Consider the following 18640-nt stretch of genomic DNA (forward strand, 5'->3'; position numbering starts at 1 on the left):
GAGAACCCCTGGTGACCCAACCGCTCTCGGTCCAGCTCTACACAGTCCGCGACGCCCTCGCTGCCGATCTGCCCGGCACGCTGCAGCGCATCGCCGACATCGGCTACACGAACGTCGAGGCCTTCGGATTCGTCGACCGCGCCGAGGCGCTGCGCGACGCCCTCGCCGCGGCCGGACTGCAGAGCCCGAGCGGCCACGCCCGGCTCCTCGACGCCGGCGAGCAGGACCTCGAGCAGATCTTCCACGCGAGCGTCACCGTCGGCCTCACGACCCTGATCGACCCCCACATCGACGAGGCCCGCTGGACCACCCGCGAGGACGTCGAGGCCATCGCCCGCGAGCTGAGCGCCCTCGCGCCGCGCGCAGCGGACCACGGTCTCACTCTCGGCTACCACAACCACGCGTTCGAGTTCTCGAACCGCATCGACGGCGTCTCCGCCTACGAGGTCTTCGCCGACGCGCTCTCCGACGACGTCGTGCTCGAGCTCGACACCTACTGGGTGAAGGTCGGCGGCGACGACCCGGTGGCGATCATCGGCAAGTACGGCGACAAGGTCCAGTTCCTGCACGTCAAGGACGGCGACGGTTCGCACGACGACAAGAAGCAGGTCGCCGTGGGCAACGGTGTCATGCCGATCCGCGAGATCATCGCCGCGGCGCCGGACGCGCTGCACGTCGTCGAGCTCGACGACCACGAGGGCGACGTCTTCCAGGCCGTCACCGACTCCTACACGTTCCTCGAGGGGGCCCGCGCATGACCGACACCACCACCGCGACCGACACGCAGGTCGACGCCACCGAGACCACCCGCACCGGCCCGGTCGGCGTCGGCGTCATCGGCGCCGGGGTCATCTCGGACCAGTACCTCTCGAACCTCACGGTCTTCCCCGACGTGACGGTCCACTTCATCGCCGACATCGACCTGCCCCGCGCAGCGGCACAGGCGGAGAAGTGGGGCGTCGCCGGATCCGGCACGGTCGAGGAGCTGCTCGCGAACGACGACATCGAGATCGTCGTCAACCTGACCATCCCGGCCGCCCACGTCGAGGTCGCCCTGCAGGCCCTCGCCGCCGGCAAGCACGTGTGGGGCGAGAAGCCCTACGCCCTCGACCGTGCGAGCGCCGCCGAACTGCGCGACGCCGCCCGTGCCGCCGGCAAGACCGTCAGCGTCGCCCCGGACACGTTCCTCGGCGCCGGGCTCCAGACTGCGCTGCGCACCATCCGCGACGGTCGCATCGGCACCCCGCTCAACGGCCTGACGCTCTTCCAGAGCCCCGGCCCGGAGTCGTGGCACCCGAGCCCCGAGTTCCTCTTCGCGTACGGCGCCGGCCCGCTGTTCGACATCGGCCCGTACTACATCACGACCCTCGTGCAGGCGTTCGGCCCCGTGAAGAAGGTCACCGCGACCGCGTCGAAGTCCCGCGCGACCCGCACCATCGGCTCCGGCCCGAAGGCGGGCACCGAGTTCCCGGTCGAGGTCCCGACGAACCACTCGGCCCTCATCGAGTTCGAGAACGGCGGCAGCGCGCAGAGCGTCTTCTCGTTCGAGTCCGACCGCGGCCGCACCGGCTTCGTCGAGATCGCGGGCGAGACCGGCACGGTCGTGTTCCCCGACCCGAACAACTTCGACGGCGACACCGAGCTGTACGCACTCGGTTCCGAGGAACCCGAGACGATCCCCGCCGTGGGGTCCACCTACTCGCGCGGCACCGGCGTGGTCGACCTGGCCCGCTCGCTCCGTGCAGGAGAGGAGAACCGGGTCCCCGGTGCCCTCGCCTTCCACGTCCTCGACGTGATGGTCTCCATCGCCGAGGCAGCCGAACGTGGTGAGGCGGTGCTCGTGGAGAGCACCGTCGCACCCTCCCCGACCCTCCCCGAGGGCTGGGACCCCGCGGCGTCGACCCTGGCCTGACCGGCCGGAGCGGTACCGCACACACGGCAGCACCCGACAGCACGACCAGTACCACCCCCTGCACCATCTCAACGACGAGAAAGTAGAGAGTCATGCGCACTGCCATCCGCGCACTGGCCATCACCGCGGCCGCGGCACTCACCGTGACCGGCCTCGCAGCCTGCTCCTCCGGAGGCTCCGGTTCGTCCGGCGACTCCAAGACGCTCACCTACTGGGCGTCCAACCAGGGCACGTCGCTCCAGAACGACAAGGAGGTGCTGACCCCCGTCCTCAAGAAGTTCACCAAGGAGACCGGGATCAAGGTCGACCTCCAGGTCATCGGCTGGAACGACCTGCAGAACAAGATCCAGACCGCCGTCACCTCGGGCCAGGGCCCGGACGTCGTCAACATCGGCAACACCTGGGCGACCTCGCTCCAGGCCACCGGCGCCTTCCAGGAGTTCGGTGACTCGGAGATGAAGGCGATCGGCGGGTCCGACAAGTTCGGCAAGGTCGCGCTCTCGACCGGTGGCGCGCCCGGCAAGACCGTCACGAGCGTCCCGCTCTACGGCCTCGCCTACGGCCTGTACTACAACAAGAAGATGTTCTCGGACGCCGGCATCGAAGCGCCGACCACGTGGGAGGACCTCACCGCCGACGCGAAGAAGCTCACCTCGGGTGACAAGTACGGCTTCACCATCGCCGGTGGCTCGTACACCGAGAACTCGCACTTCGCGTTCATCACCTCCGCCCAGAACGGCGGCGAGTGGTTCGACAAGGACGGCAAGCCGACCTTCACCCAGAAGGCGAACGTCGACGGCATCAAGCGCTACCTCGACCTGATGCAGTCCGACAAGGTCGTCAACCCGTCGAACGCGCAGTACGACAACGGCACCCAGGCCGTCTCGGACTTCGCGAACGGCAAGGCCGCGATGATGCTCACGCAGAACAACGCGAACGCGACCATCACGTCGCAGGGCATGAAGACGGACGAGTTCGGCGTCGTGCCGTTCCCGACCACCGCTGACGGTCAGGACATCGCGTCCTTCCCGGCCGGCATCAACCTGTCGATCTTCAAGAACACGAAGAACAAGGACGGCGCGCTCAAGTTCGTCAAGTACATGACGAGCGCGGACACGCAGACGACGCTCGACAAGCCGTACTCGGCGCTGCCGGTGCTCGCCGCGGCTGCTGACTCGGTCACCGACGAGCAGACGAAGACGTTCCTCGACATCTACAACAACAAGGCGAAGCCGCTCCCGCTGGTGCCCGCCGAGGACCAGTTCGAGTCCACGGTCGGCAAGGCGATGAACGACATGTTCGCCAAGATCGCGACCGGTTCCACCGTCTCGGACAGCGACATCAAGTCGGCGCTCCAGACCGCCCAGGACCAGGTGTCCCAGGCCGCTGGTTGATCCGCCCAGGAGGCCCGGGTCGCGTCCGCAAGGACGCGTCCGGGCCTCCACCCCTCAGGTCCACGGCCCCTCCCGCTCCGGGACGGTCGTTTCCAGACCCCTCAGGTCCACGGCCCCGCCCACGTCGAGCCCGCGACCTGCGGTTCCGCACCCGGCCACACGCCGGGGGTGAGCCGATCGGCTCACGCATGCCGCGCCTCCCGACCGCTGCCACGGTCCGCGCGAAGCACCCGATCCCCCTCCTGCCGAAAGGCCCCCGCTCATGTCCACCTCGGTCCTGCCCGACTCCGAGCGCATCGACCTGACCCACACGAAGGGCCCGACCACGTCGGGCCGTCCGCCCGGTCGGAAGCGCAAGGGACACTGGCTGCCCTACGCGCTCGTCGCGCCCGCCATCCTCTTCGAGCTGCTGATCCACATCGTGCCGATGCTCACCGGCATCTGGATCTCGTTCATCCAGCTCACCAAGTACTTCATCGCCAACTGGGGTGCCGCACCGTTCGCGGGGCTGCGCAACTACTCGGTCGTCATCGACTTCGACCAGGCGATCGGCAAGGGCGTCCTGAACTCGTTCCTCATCACGTGCGGCTTCACGGTCCTCGTGGTCGGGCTCTCGTGGACCTTCGGCATGGCCGCCGCGGTCGCGCTGCAGAAGCCGTTCAAGGGCCGCGGGCTCTTCCGCACGCTCTTCCTCGTGCCGTACGCGCTGCCGATGTACGCCGGCATCATCACCTGGAAGTTCATGTTCCAGCGTGACTCGGGTGCGATCAACCACATCCTCGTGGACCAGCTGCACCTGTTCAACGGCACCGGCCCGTTCTGGCTGATCGGCTCGAACGCCTTCGTCTCGGTCGTCGTCGTGGCGATCTGGAAGACCTGGCCGTTCGCGTTCCTCATGCTCATGGCCGGCCTGCAGTCCGTGCCGAACGACGTGTACGAGGCCGCCTCGGTCGACGGCGCGAAGCCCTTCCGGCAGTGGCGCTCGATCACGCTGCCGATGGTGCGCCCGGTCAACGTGACGCTCGTGCTCGTGATGTTCCTCTGGACGTTCAACGACTTCAACACACCGTTCGTGCTGTTCGGTTCGACCGCCCAGCCCCCGGCGGCGGACCTGCTGAGCTTCCACATCTACAACGCGTCCTTCATCACCTGGAACTTCGGCTCCGGTGCCGCGATGAGCGTCCTGCTCCTCATCTTCCTGCTCATCGTCACCGGCATCTACCTCGCCGTGACCAACCGGAGGTCCGTCCGTGCGTGAGACATTCGGCGCCAAGTCCTTCAAGGTCGTGACCCTGGTCGTCCTGACCCTGTTCACGGTCCTCCCGCTCTACGTGATGATCACCACGGCCATCAAGCCGCTCGGTGACGTGCAGAACGACTTCACGTGGATCCCGACGAACATCACCATCCAGCCGTTCATCGACATGTGGTCGACGGTCCCGCTCGGCAAGTACTTCATCAACTCGCTCGTGGTCTGCACGGTCGCGACGGTGTTCTCGCTGATCATCGCGACCTTCGCCGCCTACGGTGTCTCGCGCTGGAACTTCAAGGGCAAGAGCACCTTCACCACCGCGGTGCTCTCCACCCAGATGTTCCCCGGTGTGCTGTTCCTGCTCCCGCTGTTCCTCATCTTCACGAACCTCGGGAACGCGCTCGGCATCCAGCTGGTCGGCAGCTGGACCGGCCTGATCATCACCTACCTGACGTTCACGCTCCCGTTCTCGATCTGGATGCTCGCGGGCTACTTCGAGACCATCCCGCGTGAACTCGACGAGGCCGCGATGGTCGACGGCTCCGGCCCGATGGGTGCCCTGTTCCGGGTCATCCTGCCCTCGGCGCGTCCGGGTCTGGTCGCGGTCGGCATCTACTCGTTCATGACGGCATGGGGCGAGGTGCTCTTCGCCTCGGTCATGACGAACGGCGACGGGCAGACGCTGGCCGTCGGTCTGCAGCAGTACTCCACGCAGACGAACGTGTACTGGAACCAGATCATGGCGGCGTCCCTCGTCGTCTCGATCCCGGTCGTGATCGCGTTCCTCATCGTGCAGCGGCAGTTCGTCGCCGGCCTGACGGCCGGTGCGGTGAAGTAGGCGGGACCGCCTGACGGGAGGCGCGGTGCGGGTCCGACCCGCACCGCGCCTCCCGTCCGTGCGTGCGCTGGTGCGCGGGTGTGTGCGCTGGCACCGAGACTCGGCCGGGCGGACGCTTTCGCGTCCGCGAGGCCACGAAGGTGTCCGCCGGGGCGAGACTCGGCGGACGGAATCCGGACAGGATGGGACCATGAGCGAGCCACGCGGGCGGCAACTGCTGCCGGGACAGACCAGCCGGGTGCACGTGTACGACGTCGAGAGCCGGACGAGCCGGCTCGTGTTCGAGTCGAGCTCGGTGCTCGTCGAGGCGCCGAACGTGCTGCCCGACGGCACCCTCGTGCTGAACGGGGACGGCGACCTCTGGCTGCTGCGGCCCCCTGCCGACGGCGACGCCGTGCTCGACGAGACCGCCCTCGTGCGCGTCCCGATGCCCGGCGTCCCCGAGATCAACAACGACCACGTGCTCGACCCCTCGGGCAACTCCGTCGTGGTGAGCGCCCGCGACGGGGACCTGTACCGGGTGCCCGTGCCCGCCGGGGGAGCGGCGGCGACCCTCACCGACGTCACCACCGCGCTGCCGGTCGTCCGGAAGTTCTACCTGCACGGCATCGCGCCCGACGGCGAGACCCTCGCGGCGATCGTCGGGGAGCGCACCGAGGAGGGCGTCTGGACCACCGACGTCGCCCTCGTCGACCCGGCCACCGGGGACCCGACGTTCCTGACCCGCGACGAGCACCCCGACGACGGCGTCTCGTTCGCGGGCGAGATGCTCGTGTGGAACTCGGAGCGGTTCACGCCGGGCACTGCGCAGCTCGTCGCCCTCTGGCCCGGGGCGACCGACCCGGTCCGGATCACGAACGACGACCGGGTGAACTGGTTCCCGCACGTCTCGCCGGACGGTGCCCACCTGCTCTACCTGTCGTACGAGCCCGGCGTGCAGGGCCACCCCGCTGACCACCGCGTGGAGCTCCGGCTCCTGCCCGGCTCGCTCGTGCGCGGTGCCCGGATCGCCGTCCAGCCGGAGACCCTCGTCACGCTCGAGGGCGGGCAGGGGACCGTGAACGTGCCGCCGTGGTCGCCGGACTCGCGCTGGTTCGCGTACTGCGACTACCCGGCGGCGTAGGGGCGCCGCGAGTTCACGCGCTGAGCGACAGTTCACGCGCTCGGTGGCCCGTGAACTGTCGCTCAGCGCGAAACACCGGCGGAGCAGCGGCCCCGGCGGCCCCGGCGGACGGCCCCGCCTACACCTCGCGCACCTGACCCTGCTTGATGTGCAGGCGGCGCTCGGCCCGCTTCGCCACCCACGAGTCGTGCGTGACGATGACCACGGTGAGCCCGCGCTCCTTCCACTGCTTCTCGATGAGCCCCATGATCTCGTCACGGGTCGCCTCGTCGAGCGCACCGGTCGGCTCGTCCGCCAGCAGCACGCTCGGGTTCTTGACCAGCGCCCGCGCGATGGCCACACGCTGCTGCTGCCCGCCGGACAGCTCCGCGGGCAGGTGGTCGAGCCGTTCGCCGAGGCCGACCTCCCGGAGCGCCGCGGTCGCACGGTCGCGGATCTCCGACCGCGACCGGTTCGCGAGGGACCCGGCGAACGCGGTCTCGACGTTCTCCAGCGCCGTCAACGTCGGGATGAGGTTGAAGCTCTGGAAGACGAACCCGATCTCGGTCGCCCGCAGGTTCGTCAGCGCCCCGTCCCCGAGCTTCGCCACGTCCTGGTCACCGAGGAGCACGCTGCCGGCACTCGGACGGTCGAGCGCGCCGAGCATCTGCAGCAGGGTCGACTTGCCGCCGCCGGTCGGCCCCTGGATCGCGACGAGCTGCCCCTGCGGGATGGTCAGGTCGACGTTCGTCAGCGCGGTGACGGTCCGGTTCTTCTGCTTGTACGTCTTGCTCACGTTCTTCAGGGCGTAGATCGGCCTGGAGGCGCGGCTCGCCTCCGCAGCGGAGGGCGCGGTGTCGATGCTGGTCACGGGGGCTCCTGTCGGTTCCGGTGTCGATGCGGTGCTGTCGGGGTCGGCGACGACGGGAGTCGTACCGGTGGTCGGCCCGGGCATCAGGCCACGCTCCGCAGTGCCTCGGCCGGACGGAGCCGGCTCGCCCGCCAGCCGCCGAGTGCGCCGGCGATGAGGCCGCCGAGCACGGCGAGGCCGATCGCGAGCAGGATCACCTCGACGGTGACGGGGGCGTGCAGGACGACGTCGGTCGTCGAGGCCGTGCTCGCACCGCCGCCGCCGAACCCACCGGCCGGAGCGCCACCGGTCGTGCCGCTGCCGGCCGCCGCCGTCGCCGCGCCGCCGGGCATCCCGCCGCCGCCCATGCCGCCGCGGTTCGTCGTGGACGAGGCGCTCGCCGAGATCGTCGGGGAGATGACGTTCACGACGAGGATGCCGATGAGACCAGCGGCCGCACCGATCACGCCGCCGATGATGCCCTGCACGAGGGACTCGCCGGCGACCTGGCGCGTGATGCGGCCGTTCGACCAGCCGATCGCCTTGAGGGTGCCGAACTCCCGCGTGCGTCGGGTGACGCCGGAGATCGTGAAGAGGATGGCGATGAGGAACGCCGCCGCGAGGACGACGATCGACAGCCAGGTGCCGAGGTTCGAGACGAGGCTCGAGGCGGTGCTCAGCGAGCCGGAGACGCTCGACGCGAGGTCGGCCTCGGTCGAGACGGTGGCGCTGGTGAGCTGCTTCTGCAGGGCGGACTTGATCGTGCCGACGTCCGACGAGGACGACGCCGAGACGTAGATCGAGGTGACCTTGCCGTCCAGGTCCGCCAGGGCCTGCGCGGTGTCCAGCGGGATGTACGTGTTCGAACCGGTGGTCGACGACGAACCGGTGGACGACACGATGCCGATGACCGAGAAGTCCTTCCCGCCGATGGAGACGGTGTCGCCGACGGCCTTCGACTCGCTCTTCGCGTAGGCGGCGTCGAGCACGACGACGTCCTTGCCCGCGTCCGCCGACGTGAACGCGCGACCCTTCGTGAGCTCGGTGCTCGTCAGCGGCCCGACGGTGTCACCGGACACCGGGATGCCCGTGACGGTGAACGAGTCGACGCTGAACGATCCGCCGCCGAAGCCGCCGCCGCCCTCGCCGCCGCTCGGCGGACCCTGCTGGGTCCCGGTGCCGCTGCTGTCGCTCGAGCTGCTGCTGCTGTCCGACTGCTGCTGCACCTGGCCCGAGAACGTGCTGTTCTCGAGGGTCAGGACACCGGTCGCGGCCTTCACCCCGCTCGTGCTCGTGACGGTCTGCACGTCCGACGCGCTGAGCGTGCTGGACCCGCGGGAGACGGCGAGCCGGGACTGCGAGAGGTCGGTCGAACCACTGCCGCTGCCGGAGCCGCCCTGGCTGCCGAAGTCGAAGCTCGGACGCCCGGTGGCGGAGCCGGTCGGGGTCTCGGTCTTCGTCACGGTGATGTCGGTACCGACGCCGTAGACGGACTGCAGCACGCTCGCCTGCGCGGCCTTCACGCCGCCCGCGATCGAGGACACGATGACCACGAGGGCGATGGCGAGCGCCATGCCGATCGCGATGATGACGGTCTGCTTCTTGCGGTTCGTGAGTTCGCGCCTGAGGTAGGTCAGGAACATGGTTCTCCTCGGTGTTGGGGTCGAGGAGACCGTAGGGAGGCAGTCGATGAGCGGCGCTGCGGGATCCCAAGAACTTCCGATGAAGCCTCAGCTGGCGTCGCCGTACGTCCGGCGGAGGTGCTCGGCGTAGCCGCCCGGTGTCCGACCGTCGAACCGGCCGCTCGTCACCACGGGGAGGTCCGTCGTCGCACGCACGTCGAACCCGAGGGCTCGTGCACGCTCGACGAGCCGGACGTCCTCGTGCTCGGGCACCGGGTCGAAGCCGCCGATCGCCAGGCACACGTCCCCCCGCAGCCCGAGGTTCGCACCGTGCACGTGGCCGAGCGTCGACCCCGGCGGGTGCGCGTGCGTCCACCGGGCGAGGACCACGGGGTCGAGGTCGTCCGGGTCCGGGACCACCGCGCCCACCAGGACGTGCGCGCCGTCGGCGTGGGCCTCGACCTGCTGCACGAGCCAGCCCGGGTCGACGCGGGAGTCGGCGTCCGTGTGGGCCGTCCACCGCGCGGACGGCTCCGGTCCCGTCGCGAGGGCACGGGTGGTCCCGACGGCCCGTGCTCGTCCGACGCCGAGGTGCGCGGTCTCGACGACCTCGAGGGGGACCTCGGACCAGAGCGGGTCCGCGGCCGCCGCCGACCGGAGGACGAGCGCGGTCCGGTCCGTGCACCCGTCCAGGACGACCACGACCGACACCTCGACGGTGGGGTGCGCTCGCCGCAGGACCCGGACCGCGTCGGCGAGAGCGTCGACGCAGCCGCCGATGCCGTCCTCCTCGTCGTGTGCCGGCACGACGACGTCGACGCGTGCGGGGAGCGTCACGGGGTCAGCCCTTCCGTCGTCGCGACGGAGACCACCGACGGACCGGGGAAGACGCTCAGGACGAAGTCCTCCTCGACGTGCCGGACGAGCGCGGACCGCGGCCACCGGTCGGCGATCCGGGCGTCCACGGCGTCACCCGAGGTCACGGCGTCGTCGTCGGGGTGCCGCCAGTGACAGGCGACGAGGACACCGTCGTCGTCGAGGGAACCGAGCACCCGGTCGATCGTGGCGTCGAGGTCCGCCGGCGACAGGTAGTACCCGACCTCGGACACCACGACGAGGTCCCATCGACCGTCCGGCCACTCCGACGGCAGCTCGGCCTGGACGAACCGGGCGGCCGGCGCACGCAGCCGGGCACGTTCCAGTGGTGCCGCGGCGATGTCGGTCCCGAGCACGGCGTCGGCGCGCTCGGTCAACGCGGCCGTCAGCACCCCCGTCGCGCAGCCGAGCTCGAGCGCGGACCGGTACCGCTCGCGAGGGAGCGCCGCCAGGGTCACGGCACGCTTCCGCCGTTCGTACCAGGAGCCCTCGAAGTCCCAGCCCTCCGGCTTCCGCTCGTAGTGGGCGTCGAAGGACTCCCGGGAGCGGGACGACTGCACCGCGGACACGGCGAAGAACCACTCGGTCGGCCGCAGGTGGTGCGCGGCGTGCCGGGCGTCGACGATCGCCTCGTCGCCCGGGGCCGGCGAGAGCGGCCGGGTCTGCGAGGGGTAGGCGTCGAGTGCGGCGCGCTTCCGGTCCAGGACCGCCGACGACAGCGCCAGCGACCGGGCCCGGTCCCAGGGCGCCGCGGGGTCGGACGGGTCGTCCCAGTGCCACGCCCAGATCGGGTACTCGAGCAGCTCCGCTCCCGGAGTGCCCGCGACGACGTCCGCGGCGACCTCGCCCGCGATGCGGTGGTCCCGGTGCCCGTCCCCACGCCACGGCGCGACGACGAGCACGGGACCGTCGACCGGCCCGACCCGCTCGGTGAGCGCCGCCCGGAGCCCGTCCGGGTGCTCACGGAGCCCACCGTCCGGGACGTCCAGGACCGTCGCGCTCGCCACGGGGGCGAGTGCCGCCAGCGCCGCCCGGAACTCGGCGTCCCGGATCGCCCGGAGCCGCTCGGGGGAGGTGGTCGGCGAGTCCGGGTGCGAGCCCTCGCCGCGGCTCACGAGCAGCACGTGCACGGGGACACCAGCGTCCGCGGCGGACGCGATCAGCCCGCCGGCGCCGAGGGTCTCGTCGTCGGGGTGCGGCGCGACGACCACGACCGCGGCGACCCCGTCGAGCCGCACCGGCAGGGAGGGCACCGACCGCAGGAAGGACGTCCAGTCGGCGGGGTCGGTGCCCGGCTCGCGGTGGTCGAAGCTCACCACGCGACACCGCCGCGCTCGACGACGATGCGGCCGGTGCGGGCGAGGTCCCGCTCGCCGTGGTCCTGCAGCACGTAGAGCTCGAGGTCGGCGACGCGCGCGGCGACCGCCGGGTCCGAGGTCAGGGGAGCGGGGCCGATCGTCCGCACGACCCGCTCCCGGACGGCGTCGACGGCCCGGCGGACCCGGGAGCGCACGACCTGGGCGAGCAGCGACCAGTCGTCGTCGGAGATCGGGGCGGCCGTGGCGCCGGAGTCGGTGCCCGGGCCGTCGATCCGGGCCGCGGCGTCGGCGAGGGCGTCCTCGGCGTCGGCGAGGTCGGCGACCGTCGCGCCGAGGGCGGCCTGCAGCAGCTCGGACTCGGGCCGGGACACCACCAGGGAGCGGAGGACGCGGGCGAGTCCGACCGCGCCACCCCACCAGCACGCCGCGACACCGATCCCGCCCCAGGCGAACCCCGGACGCGTGAGGTACCACCCGGGAGCGCCGACGGGCGTCGCGTGCACCCCGGCGAAGTCGACCGGGCCGCTCGGCACGTCCGGCATGCCACGGGCGGCCCAGGCCTCGTCGTGCACCGTCACACCGTCCTGCCGGAGGTCCACCGCGAACAGCTGCCGGTCGTCCCCGACGTGCGCGGTGACGAGCGCGTTCGAGAGGCTCGACGCGAGGGAGCACCACGGCTTGGTACCGTCGAGCGCGAACGAGCCGCCCGAGCCGCCCGACGTCGCCGTGAGCCGCAGCCCCGGGCCCTCGGCGGCGAACACGCCCCACGTCGACCCCTCCGGAGCGTCCACCCCGGCCTGCGCGAGGATGCCGAGTGCGTCGAGGTGCGGCTCGACCGTGCGCGCGAGGGCGACGTCCGCGGCCGCGACGGCAGCGAGCGCGGCGAAGGAGCCACCGGCCGTCCCCGCGGACAGCAGCGGGGCCGTGGCGGCGACCGACCGCGCGAACGCGAGCCGGTCCGCCGGGGTCGCGCCGCGCCTCCCGGGACCGCCTGCGATCCGGGCGGACTCCTCGATGCGCGCGGTGTCGACGGATCGGGCGGAGGCCGGCCAGGCCGAGGATCGGAGCATGGCGCTCACGGTACGGAGCGGACGCCGAGTGCCTGCTCGGGAATCCACAGAGCGCCGAGGGGCGCTCCACAGACCGCTCATAGGAAACTCTCGATACTCGAAGACGTGACCATCTCCCAGCCTGCAGCAGCCCCGCGCCTCACGCGTGCCGACGGAACCCCGTTGCGCATCCTCGTCGTCGACGACGAGGCCAGCCTCACCGACCTCCTGTCCATGGCGCTCCGCTACGAGGGCTGGGACGTCAAGAGCGCGAACGGCGGCCAGGACGCACTGAGCACGGCGCGCGAGTGGAAGCCGGACGCGATGGTGCTCGACGTGATGATGCCGGACCTCGACGGTCTGCAGGTGCTCAGCCGGCTGCGGCAGAACAACGACGACACCCCGGTGCTGTTCCTCACCGCCAAGGACTCCGTGGAGGACCGCGTCACCGGTCTCACCGCGGGCGGCGACGACTACGTCACGAAGCCCTTCTCCCTCGAAGAGGTCGTGGCGAGGCTCCGCGGGCTCATCCGTCGCTCGCAGATCTCGATCTCCGAGGCCGGCGACTCGCGCATCGTCGTGGGCGACCTGGTGCTCGACGAGGAGTCGTACGAGGTGTCCCGCGCCGGGCGGCCGATCGAGCTGACCGCGACCGAGTTCGAGCTCCTCCGCTTCCTGATGCGCAACCCGCGCCGCGTGCTGTCGAAGGCGCAGATCCTCGACCGCGTGTGGTCCTACGACTTCGGGGGCAAGTCCTCCGTCGTCGAGATCTACATCTCCTACCTGCGCAAGAAGATCGACGCGGGCGAGACCCCGATGATCCACACCGTGCGCGGCGTCGGGTACGTCATCAAGCCCACGTCCTGAGGTCGGTGCAGTGACCCTCCGTCGTCGGCTCGTCCTGAGCATCGTTGCGCTCGTCGTCGCCGTCAGTGCGGTCATCGGTGCCGGGAGCATCATCGCGCTCGCGTCCATCCAGACGGGCACGATCGACAGCCAGCTCTCGAAGGCGACCGACCGTGCGAGCACGAAGTTCGGCGAGGGACAGCAGAACCCGAACGGGCAGCGCCCGAACGACGACGCCCTGCAACCCCTCGGCCAGGCGGCCGGCACCCTCACCGCGTACTACTTCTCCGGTGGCGGCGCGGGCGGGATCGTCCTGACCGACAACAGCTCGCGGCTGCAGCTCACGACGACGCAGCTCGACCGACTGGGCAACGTCAAGGTCGGCGTCGACCCGGCCACGATGGACCTCGGCGGATCGCTCGGCCGCTACCGCGTGGCCGCCGTGCAGGTCGACAACCCGGTGCTCGGCAACGCCGTCCTCGTGGTCGGACTCCCGATGTCGCCCGTGTACGAGAGCGTCCGGTCGCTGCTGCTCGTCGTCATCATCGTCGTCGCGGCAGCGCTCGTCGCCGCGTCCGTCGTCGCCGCGGTCGTCGTCCGCCGGTCCCTGCGGCCGCTCGAGCGGGTCGCCGAGACCGCCTCGACCGTGGCCCGCATGCCACTCGAGCGCAGCGACGCCCTGCAGGACGTCCGCGTGCCCGACACCGACCCCCGCACCGAGGTCGGCCGCGTCGGCAGCGCCTTCAACCGGATGCTCGGCCACATCGCCGGCGCCATGCAGGCCCGCGAGCGCTCCGAGCAGAAGGTCCGCCAGTTCGTCGCCGACGCGTCGCACGAACTCCGGACGCCCCTGGCATCGGTGCGCGGGTACGCCGAGCTCACCCGTCGGATGGGTGCGGACCTGCCGAAGGACGTCGTGTACGCGATGAGCCGGATCGAGTCCGAGTCGAAGCGCATGACGAGCATGGTCGAGGACCTGCTGCTGCTCGCCCGACTCGACGAGGGCCGCGAGATCCAGTTCGACGACGTGGACCTCACCGGCCTCGTGCTCGACGCGGTGAACGACGCGCACGCGGCATCGCCGGACCACCCGATCGAGGTGGACGTCCCGTCGACCCCGGTGACGGTGGTGGGCGATGCCGCGCGCCTGCACCAGGTGATCGTCAACCTCGTCACCAACGCCCGGACCCACACCCCGGACGGCACCCGCATCACCGTGGGGCTCGCGCCGTCGGCCTCGGGCACCGGCGTGGACCTGACCGTGCGGGACACCGGGCAGGGCATCGACCCGGAGTTCCTGCCGAAACTGTTCGAGCGGTTCGCCCGCGCCGACAGCTCCCGCTCGCGCACCGCGGGCTCGACGGGGCTCGGGCTCGCCATCGTGGACGCGGTCGTGCAGGCGCACGGCGGGTCCGTGGACGTGACGAGCGAGCCGGGGGACACCGTGTTCACGGTGCACCTGCCGTCGGAGCGGCCGGCGACCGAGGCGGCGTCGGCCGCGGCTGGCGGGGCGTCGGCAGCGGCCGCTGCGCCTGCTGCGTCGTCCGCGTCCGCGTCCGACGACTGGTCGGCGACCCCGGTCCCGTCCGCCACCGACTGACGGACGGGAGGCGCGGTGCGGGCCGGCACCGCGCCTCCCGTCCGACGGTTGGTCGCGACCGTCGTGCCGTGCTACAGTTCTCGAAGCCAAAGACCGCCGGTTGTCGTGCTGCTCGCAGCGCGAACGAAGGTCCTCACTCATGAGGCAGCCCGCGCAGGTGTTCCGAACCTCTCCTTCCGTTCGCGGGGGAGCAGCTCCGAGCCTCTGCGCCGGAGCTTTTTTCATGTGGTGGAGTCCTGGGGCTGCCGGCAAGAACCCCAAGGAGAACCATGGCGAACAAGGAAGCTGCGGTCGCCGAGCTCACGGAGTCCTTCCGTAGCTCGAACGCCGTTCTGCTCACCGAGTACCGCGGTCTCACGGTCGCGCAGCTCAAGGAGCTCCGCAACTCGATCCGTGAGCACGCCACGTACGCCGTGGTGAAGAACACGCTGACCAAGATCGCGGCGAACAACGCCGGCATCTCGTCGTTCGACGACGAGCTCGCCGGTCCGTCCGCTCTCGCCTTCGTCCACGGTGACACCGTCGCCGTCGCGAAGTCGCTGCGTGCATTCGCCAAGGCGAACCCCGAGCTCGTGGTGAAGGGTGGTTACTTCGACGGTAACCCGCTCTCCGCGACCGAGGTGGACAAGCTCGCCGACCTCGAGTCCCGTGAAGTCCTGCTTGGCAAGCTCGCCGGCGCCTTCAAGGCCTCGCTGTTCGGTGCTGCGTACCTGTTCCAGGCCCCCCTCTCGCAGGCCGTCCGCACCGTGGACGCCCTTCGCGAGAAGCAGGAGTCCGCGGCCTGATCAGGCTCGCGTTCCACAACCACACGATCTAGCTAGTAGTAGGAGAAAATCATGGCGAAGCTTTCGCAGGACGAGCTCATCGAGGCCTTCAAGGAGCTCACGCTCATCGAGCTCTCGGACTTCGTGAAGAAGTTCGAAGAGGTCTTCGAGGTCACCGCGGCCGCCCCGGTCGCCGCTGCCGCTCCGGCCGCCGCCGGCGCCCCGGCCGAGGCCGCTGAGGAGAAGTCGGAGTTCGACGTCGTCCTCAAGTCCGCTGGTGACAAGAAGATCCAGGTCATCAAGGAGGTCCGTGGCCTGACGTCGCTCGGCCTCGGTGAGGCCAAGGCGCTCGTCGAGACCGCCGACGCCAAGATCCTCGAGGGTGTCAACAAGGAGACGGCCGACAAGGCGAAGGAGGCCCTCGAGGCCGCCGGCGCCACGATCGAGCTCGCGTAGTCTCGACCGTTCGGTCACGAAGGCCGCTGCCCCTCGGGGCGGCGGCCTTCGTCGCGTGCGGGGGGCTTGCGGCCGGGCCTTTTCGCGCTGAGCGACACTTCACGCCGCCCGACGCCCGTGAGGTGTCGCTGAGCGCGTGAGATCGTCTCCGTCACACCCGGACGCCGTGTGCGCGGAACAGCGCTCGGAGGCGATCGAGTTCGACGAGGTGCCACCACGTGACGCGGATGACCGTGCGGACAGCCGGGAGCGATCGGAGCCGGTCCTCCCGCCGCTTCTCCGCCCAGAGCACGTCGGCGGGGTCGCGCCCGTCGAGCATGGTCGGGTCCACGTACTTCTGCCGACCGTCGAACTCGACGACCACACCGAGCGACGGGAACCAGAAGTCGACTCGATCCACCGAGCCGTCCGCGTGGCGGAACTCCACCTGTGGTTCGCAGGGTGGGAGTCCGAGCTGGACGAAGCGGATTGCGGTGAAGGACTCGCCGACCGACTCGTGGCGCACGTGGAGCGCTGCGAGCACCGTCTCGGCGCGCACTGAACCTCGGGCCGGGCGCACTGGCACCGTCTGCCGGAGGTCCGCGAGGGCCAGGGTGCCGCCTCGGATGGCTGCGTCGACGGCGACCGCGGCGACGTGCGCCGGCTCCGTCGCGATGACGGCGCACGCGGTGTCCAAGGTGCAGGTGACCGGGACGCCGTCGAACGGGCGCGCTCGGGTGCAGGGGGTTCGGCTGCTCGGGTGACGGATGAGCCCGGCCCGGTGCTGGATGACCGGGGCCGCCCGATCGGTGACGTGGACACGGTCCGGTGCATCGCCGATCAGCGGCCAGCCGTGGATGAGGGCGGCGCTGAGGTGGGAGAAGACCGATCCCGGACGCAGTCGCGGTGCCACCGCCCGAGCCCTGGCGAGATGGCGGCCGACCGGGTCCAGTCGATCCCAGTCGGCAGTGCAGATGTACACACCCGCGAGGAGTCGCACCAGTGACCCGGCCGCATGTCGCCGCTGGAGCAGCCGGGCGTGCGACGGGTCCGCCGCGGTCGCTCGGAGCAGGAGGGGGCGCTGTGCTGGCGAGTTCATGCGCTCAGGCTGACCGTTCGCCGGCGGCCCGGACTCGACCGGCCGCAATCTGTGGATGAGCGGCCACCGCCGCGACGCCTGTGGACGGAGGAGTTCACGCGCTGAGCGACACCTCACGGGCTGCGGCGCGCGTGAAGTGTCGGTGAGCGCGTGAAGTCCGGCGGAAGAGACGGGTCGGCGGGCGGCGGGCGCGTCAGCGCAGCGTGCTGTGGCGGCGGCCGTAGGCCAGGTAGAGCGCGGCGCCGGCGACCATCCAGATGCCGAAGGCGATCCAGGTGCCGATGCCGAGGAACACCGCGAGCAGCACGCAGCAGAGCGCGCCGACGATCGGCACGACGGGGAACAGCGGCACGCGGTACGACCGCTCGAGCGACGGCTGGGTCCGACGGAGCACGATGACCGACACGTTCACGAGGGCGAACGCCACGAGCGTGCCGATGCTCGTCGCGTCCGCGAGCTCCCCGAGCGGTACCAGCGCGGCGACGATCGTCACGACGACCCCGATGATGAGGGTGTTCCAGACGGGGGTGCCGGTGCGGTGCGAGACCCGCCCGAACACCTTCGGCACGAGTCCGTCGCGGGCCATCGTGAGCAGGATGCGGGTCTGCCCGTAGAGCACGGTGAGCACGACGCTCGCGATCGCGATGACGGCGCCGATCGAGAACACCAGGGCGACCCACGGCTGTCCGGTGACGTCGACGACGATGCGCACGAGCGAGGCCTCGGTCGACGAGAACGACGTCCACGAGCGGGCGCCGATGGCCGCGATCGCGACGAGGATGTACAGCGCCGTGATGAGCGCGATCGACCCGATGATCGCGCGGGGGAGGTCCCGCCGCGGGTTCTTCGCCTCTTCTCCGGCGGTCGACGCGGCGTCGAACCCGATGTACGAGAAGAACAGCCGGGACGCGGCCGCGGTGACCCCGGCGGCACCCATCGGTGCGAGCGGCTCGAAGTTCTGCGCCCGGAACGCCGAGAAGGCCACGACGACGAAGAACACGAGCAGGGCGATCTTCACGATGACCATGACCGTGTTCGCCCAGGCGCTCTCGCGCGCACCCGGGAGCAGGATCGCCGTGGCGAGCAGCACCAGGACGGCGGCCGGCAGGTTGACCATGCCGCCCTCGCCCGGAGGCGCCGACAGGGCGGTCGGCAGGTGCAGCCCGAACACCCGCAGGGTCTCGTCGACGTACTCGCTCGCGCCGACCGCGACGGCGGCCACGGAGACGGCGTACTCGAGCACGAGGCACCAGCCGCACACCCAGGCGATGCCCTCGCCCATGGTGGCGTAGGTGTACGAGTAGCTCGACCCGGACGTCGGCACGGCACCCGCCATCTCGGCGTACGACAGTGCCGAGAGGAGGGCGGCGACACCGGCGACGACGAAGGAGATCCAGACCGCGGGACCGGCGAGCGGCACGGCGGTCCCGAGGACGACGAGGATGCCGGTGCCGAGCGTGGCGCCGACACTGATCATCGTGAGGTGCCAGACCCCGAGCGACCGCCGGAGCGGCTCGCCGTCCACCCCCGCCGAGGCCTCGGCCTGCAGCTGCTCGATCGGCTTCCGTCGGGCGAGCTGTGCGCGGAGGGACGTGGGGCGGGTGGGCGCGGACGTCAATGGGACCTCGAGTGGTGCGGGGAAGGGGACGGGAAATGGTCGCATGCCCCCTGAACGGGGTCAA

The 18640-nt window shown here is 70.8% G+C and carries 17 protein-coding genes; 10 read left to right on the plus strand and 7 right to left on the minus strand.

Translation table 11 applies throughout. The features are described 5' to 3' along the window. Positions 1-11 precede the first annotated feature (11 nt). The 6 genes from BM028_RS10350 to BM028_RS10375 all read left to right on the plus strand — a co-directional run bounded on the left by BM028_RS10350 (position 12) and on the right by BM028_RS10375 (position 6519). On the plus strand, positions 12-758 hold the full coding sequence (locus tag BM028_RS10350) for a sugar phosphate isomerase/epimerase family protein (protein WP_092386363.1): 747 nt from the start codon (positions 12-14) through the stop codon (positions 756-758). Next, positions 755-1912, plus strand: a complete 1158-nt coding sequence (locus tag BM028_RS10355; protein WP_070418379.1) for a Gfo/Idh/MocA family protein — start codon at positions 755-757, stop codon at positions 1910-1912. The genes BM028_RS10350 and BM028_RS10355 overlap by 4 nt, the downstream gene beginning before the upstream one ends. A 92-nt stretch (positions 1913-2004) precedes the next feature. Beyond that, positions 2005-3306: an ABC transporter substrate-binding protein gene (locus tag BM028_RS10360; RefSeq protein WP_070418380.1), complete on the plus strand. Its 1302-nt coding sequence runs from the start codon at positions 2005-2007 to the stop codon at positions 3304-3306. 262 nt (positions 3307-3568) lie between these two features. Beyond that, positions 3569-4564 (plus strand): carbohydrate ABC transporter permease, encoded by a 996-nt coding sequence (locus BM028_RS10365; protein ID WP_092386365.1) that lies wholly within the window; start codon positions 3569-3571, stop codon positions 4562-4564. Further along, positions 4557-5396, plus strand: coding sequence for a carbohydrate ABC transporter permease (locus BM028_RS10370; RefSeq protein ID WP_092386367.1), 840 nt, complete (start codon positions 4557-4559; stop codon positions 5394-5396). The genes BM028_RS10365 and BM028_RS10370 overlap by 8 nt, the downstream gene beginning before the upstream one ends. A 190-nt stretch (positions 5397-5586) precedes the next feature. Further along, positions 5587-6519 (plus strand): TolB family protein, encoded by a 933-nt coding sequence (locus tag BM028_RS10375; RefSeq protein ID WP_092386369.1) that lies wholly within the window; start codon positions 5587-5589, stop codon positions 6517-6519. A 118-nt stretch (positions 6520-6637) separates the two neighbouring features. Here the strand turns inward: BM028_RS10375 and BM028_RS10380 are convergent, their stop codons facing one another. From BM028_RS10380 to BM028_RS10400, 5 genes are all read right to left on the minus strand, one after another. Continuing rightward, the gene (locus BM028_RS10380) at positions 6638-7369 is read right to left on the minus strand and encodes an ABC transporter ATP-binding protein (protein ID WP_229087103.1); all 732 of its coding nucleotides are present in this window, start codon (positions 7367-7369) and stop codon (positions 6638-6640) included. A gap of 83 nt (positions 7370-7452) precedes the next feature. Next, the gene (locus BM028_RS10385) at positions 7453-8991 is read right to left on the minus strand and encodes an ABC transporter permease (RefSeq protein WP_092386371.1); all 1539 of its coding nucleotides are present in this window, start codon (positions 8989-8991) and stop codon (positions 7453-7455) included. Positions 8992-9078: 87 nt separating this feature from the next. Then, entirely contained in the window at positions 9079-9807 is a 729-nt protein-coding gene (locus BM028_RS10390; protein ID WP_254789518.1) for a glycosyltransferase family 2 protein, read from the minus strand. Beyond that, the gene (locus BM028_RS10395; protein WP_254789521.1) at positions 9804-11162 is read right to left on the minus strand and encodes a PIG-L family deacetylase; all 1359 of its coding nucleotides are present in this window, start codon (positions 11160-11162) and stop codon (positions 9804-9806) included. Before BM028_RS10395 ends, BM028_RS10390 begins: the two co-directional genes overlap by 4 nt. Continuing rightward, positions 11159-12235 (minus strand): acyl-CoA dehydrogenase, encoded by a 1077-nt coding sequence (locus BM028_RS10400; RefSeq protein ID WP_139219800.1) that lies wholly within the window; start codon positions 12233-12235, stop codon positions 11159-11161. Before BM028_RS10400 ends, BM028_RS10395 begins: the two co-directional genes overlap by 4 nt. Positions 12236-12340: 105 nt before the next feature. Here BM028_RS10400 and BM028_RS10405 point away from each other — a divergent pair, with 105 nt between their 5' ends. From BM028_RS10405 to rplL, 4 genes are all read left to right on the plus strand, one after another. Then, the gene (locus tag BM028_RS10405; RefSeq protein WP_031274250.1) at positions 12341-13081 is read left to right on the plus strand and encodes a response regulator transcription factor; all 741 of its coding nucleotides are present in this window, start codon (positions 12341-12343) and stop codon (positions 13079-13081) included. Between the two features lie 10 nt (positions 13082-13091). Continuing rightward, positions 13092-14660, plus strand: a complete 1569-nt coding sequence (locus BM028_RS10410; protein ID WP_217647248.1) for a sensor histidine kinase — start codon at positions 13092-13094, stop codon at positions 14658-14660. Between the two features lie 269 nt (positions 14661-14929). Beyond that, on the plus strand, positions 14930-15445 hold the full coding sequence (rplJ, locus tag BM028_RS10415; RefSeq protein WP_070418388.1) for a 50S ribosomal protein L10: 516 nt from the start codon (positions 14930-14932) through the stop codon (positions 15443-15445). 51 nt (positions 15446-15496) lie between these two features. After that, entirely contained in the window at positions 15497-15880 is a 384-nt protein-coding gene (gene rplL / locus BM028_RS10420) for a 50S ribosomal protein L7/L12 (RefSeq protein WP_022907351.1), read from the plus strand. A 151-nt stretch (positions 15881-16031) separates the two neighbouring features. Here the strand turns inward: rplL and BM028_RS10425 are convergent, their stop codons facing one another. After that, positions 16032-16958, minus strand: a complete 927-nt coding sequence (locus BM028_RS10425; RefSeq protein ID WP_139219801.1) for a hypothetical protein — start codon at positions 16956-16958, stop codon at positions 16032-16034. A 193-nt stretch (positions 16959-17151) separates the two neighbouring features. Further along, on the minus strand, positions 17152-18621 hold the full coding sequence (locus BM028_RS10430; protein ID WP_441294443.1) for an amino acid permease: 1470 nt from the start codon (positions 18619-18621) through the stop codon (positions 17152-17154). Between the last annotated feature and the right edge of the window lie 19 nt (positions 18622-18640).

Source organism: Curtobacterium sp. YR515 (genome assembly GCF_900113095.1).
In the GTDB taxonomy this organism is placed as follows: Bacteria; Actinomycetota; Actinomycetes; order Actinomycetales; family Microbacteriaceae; genus Curtobacterium.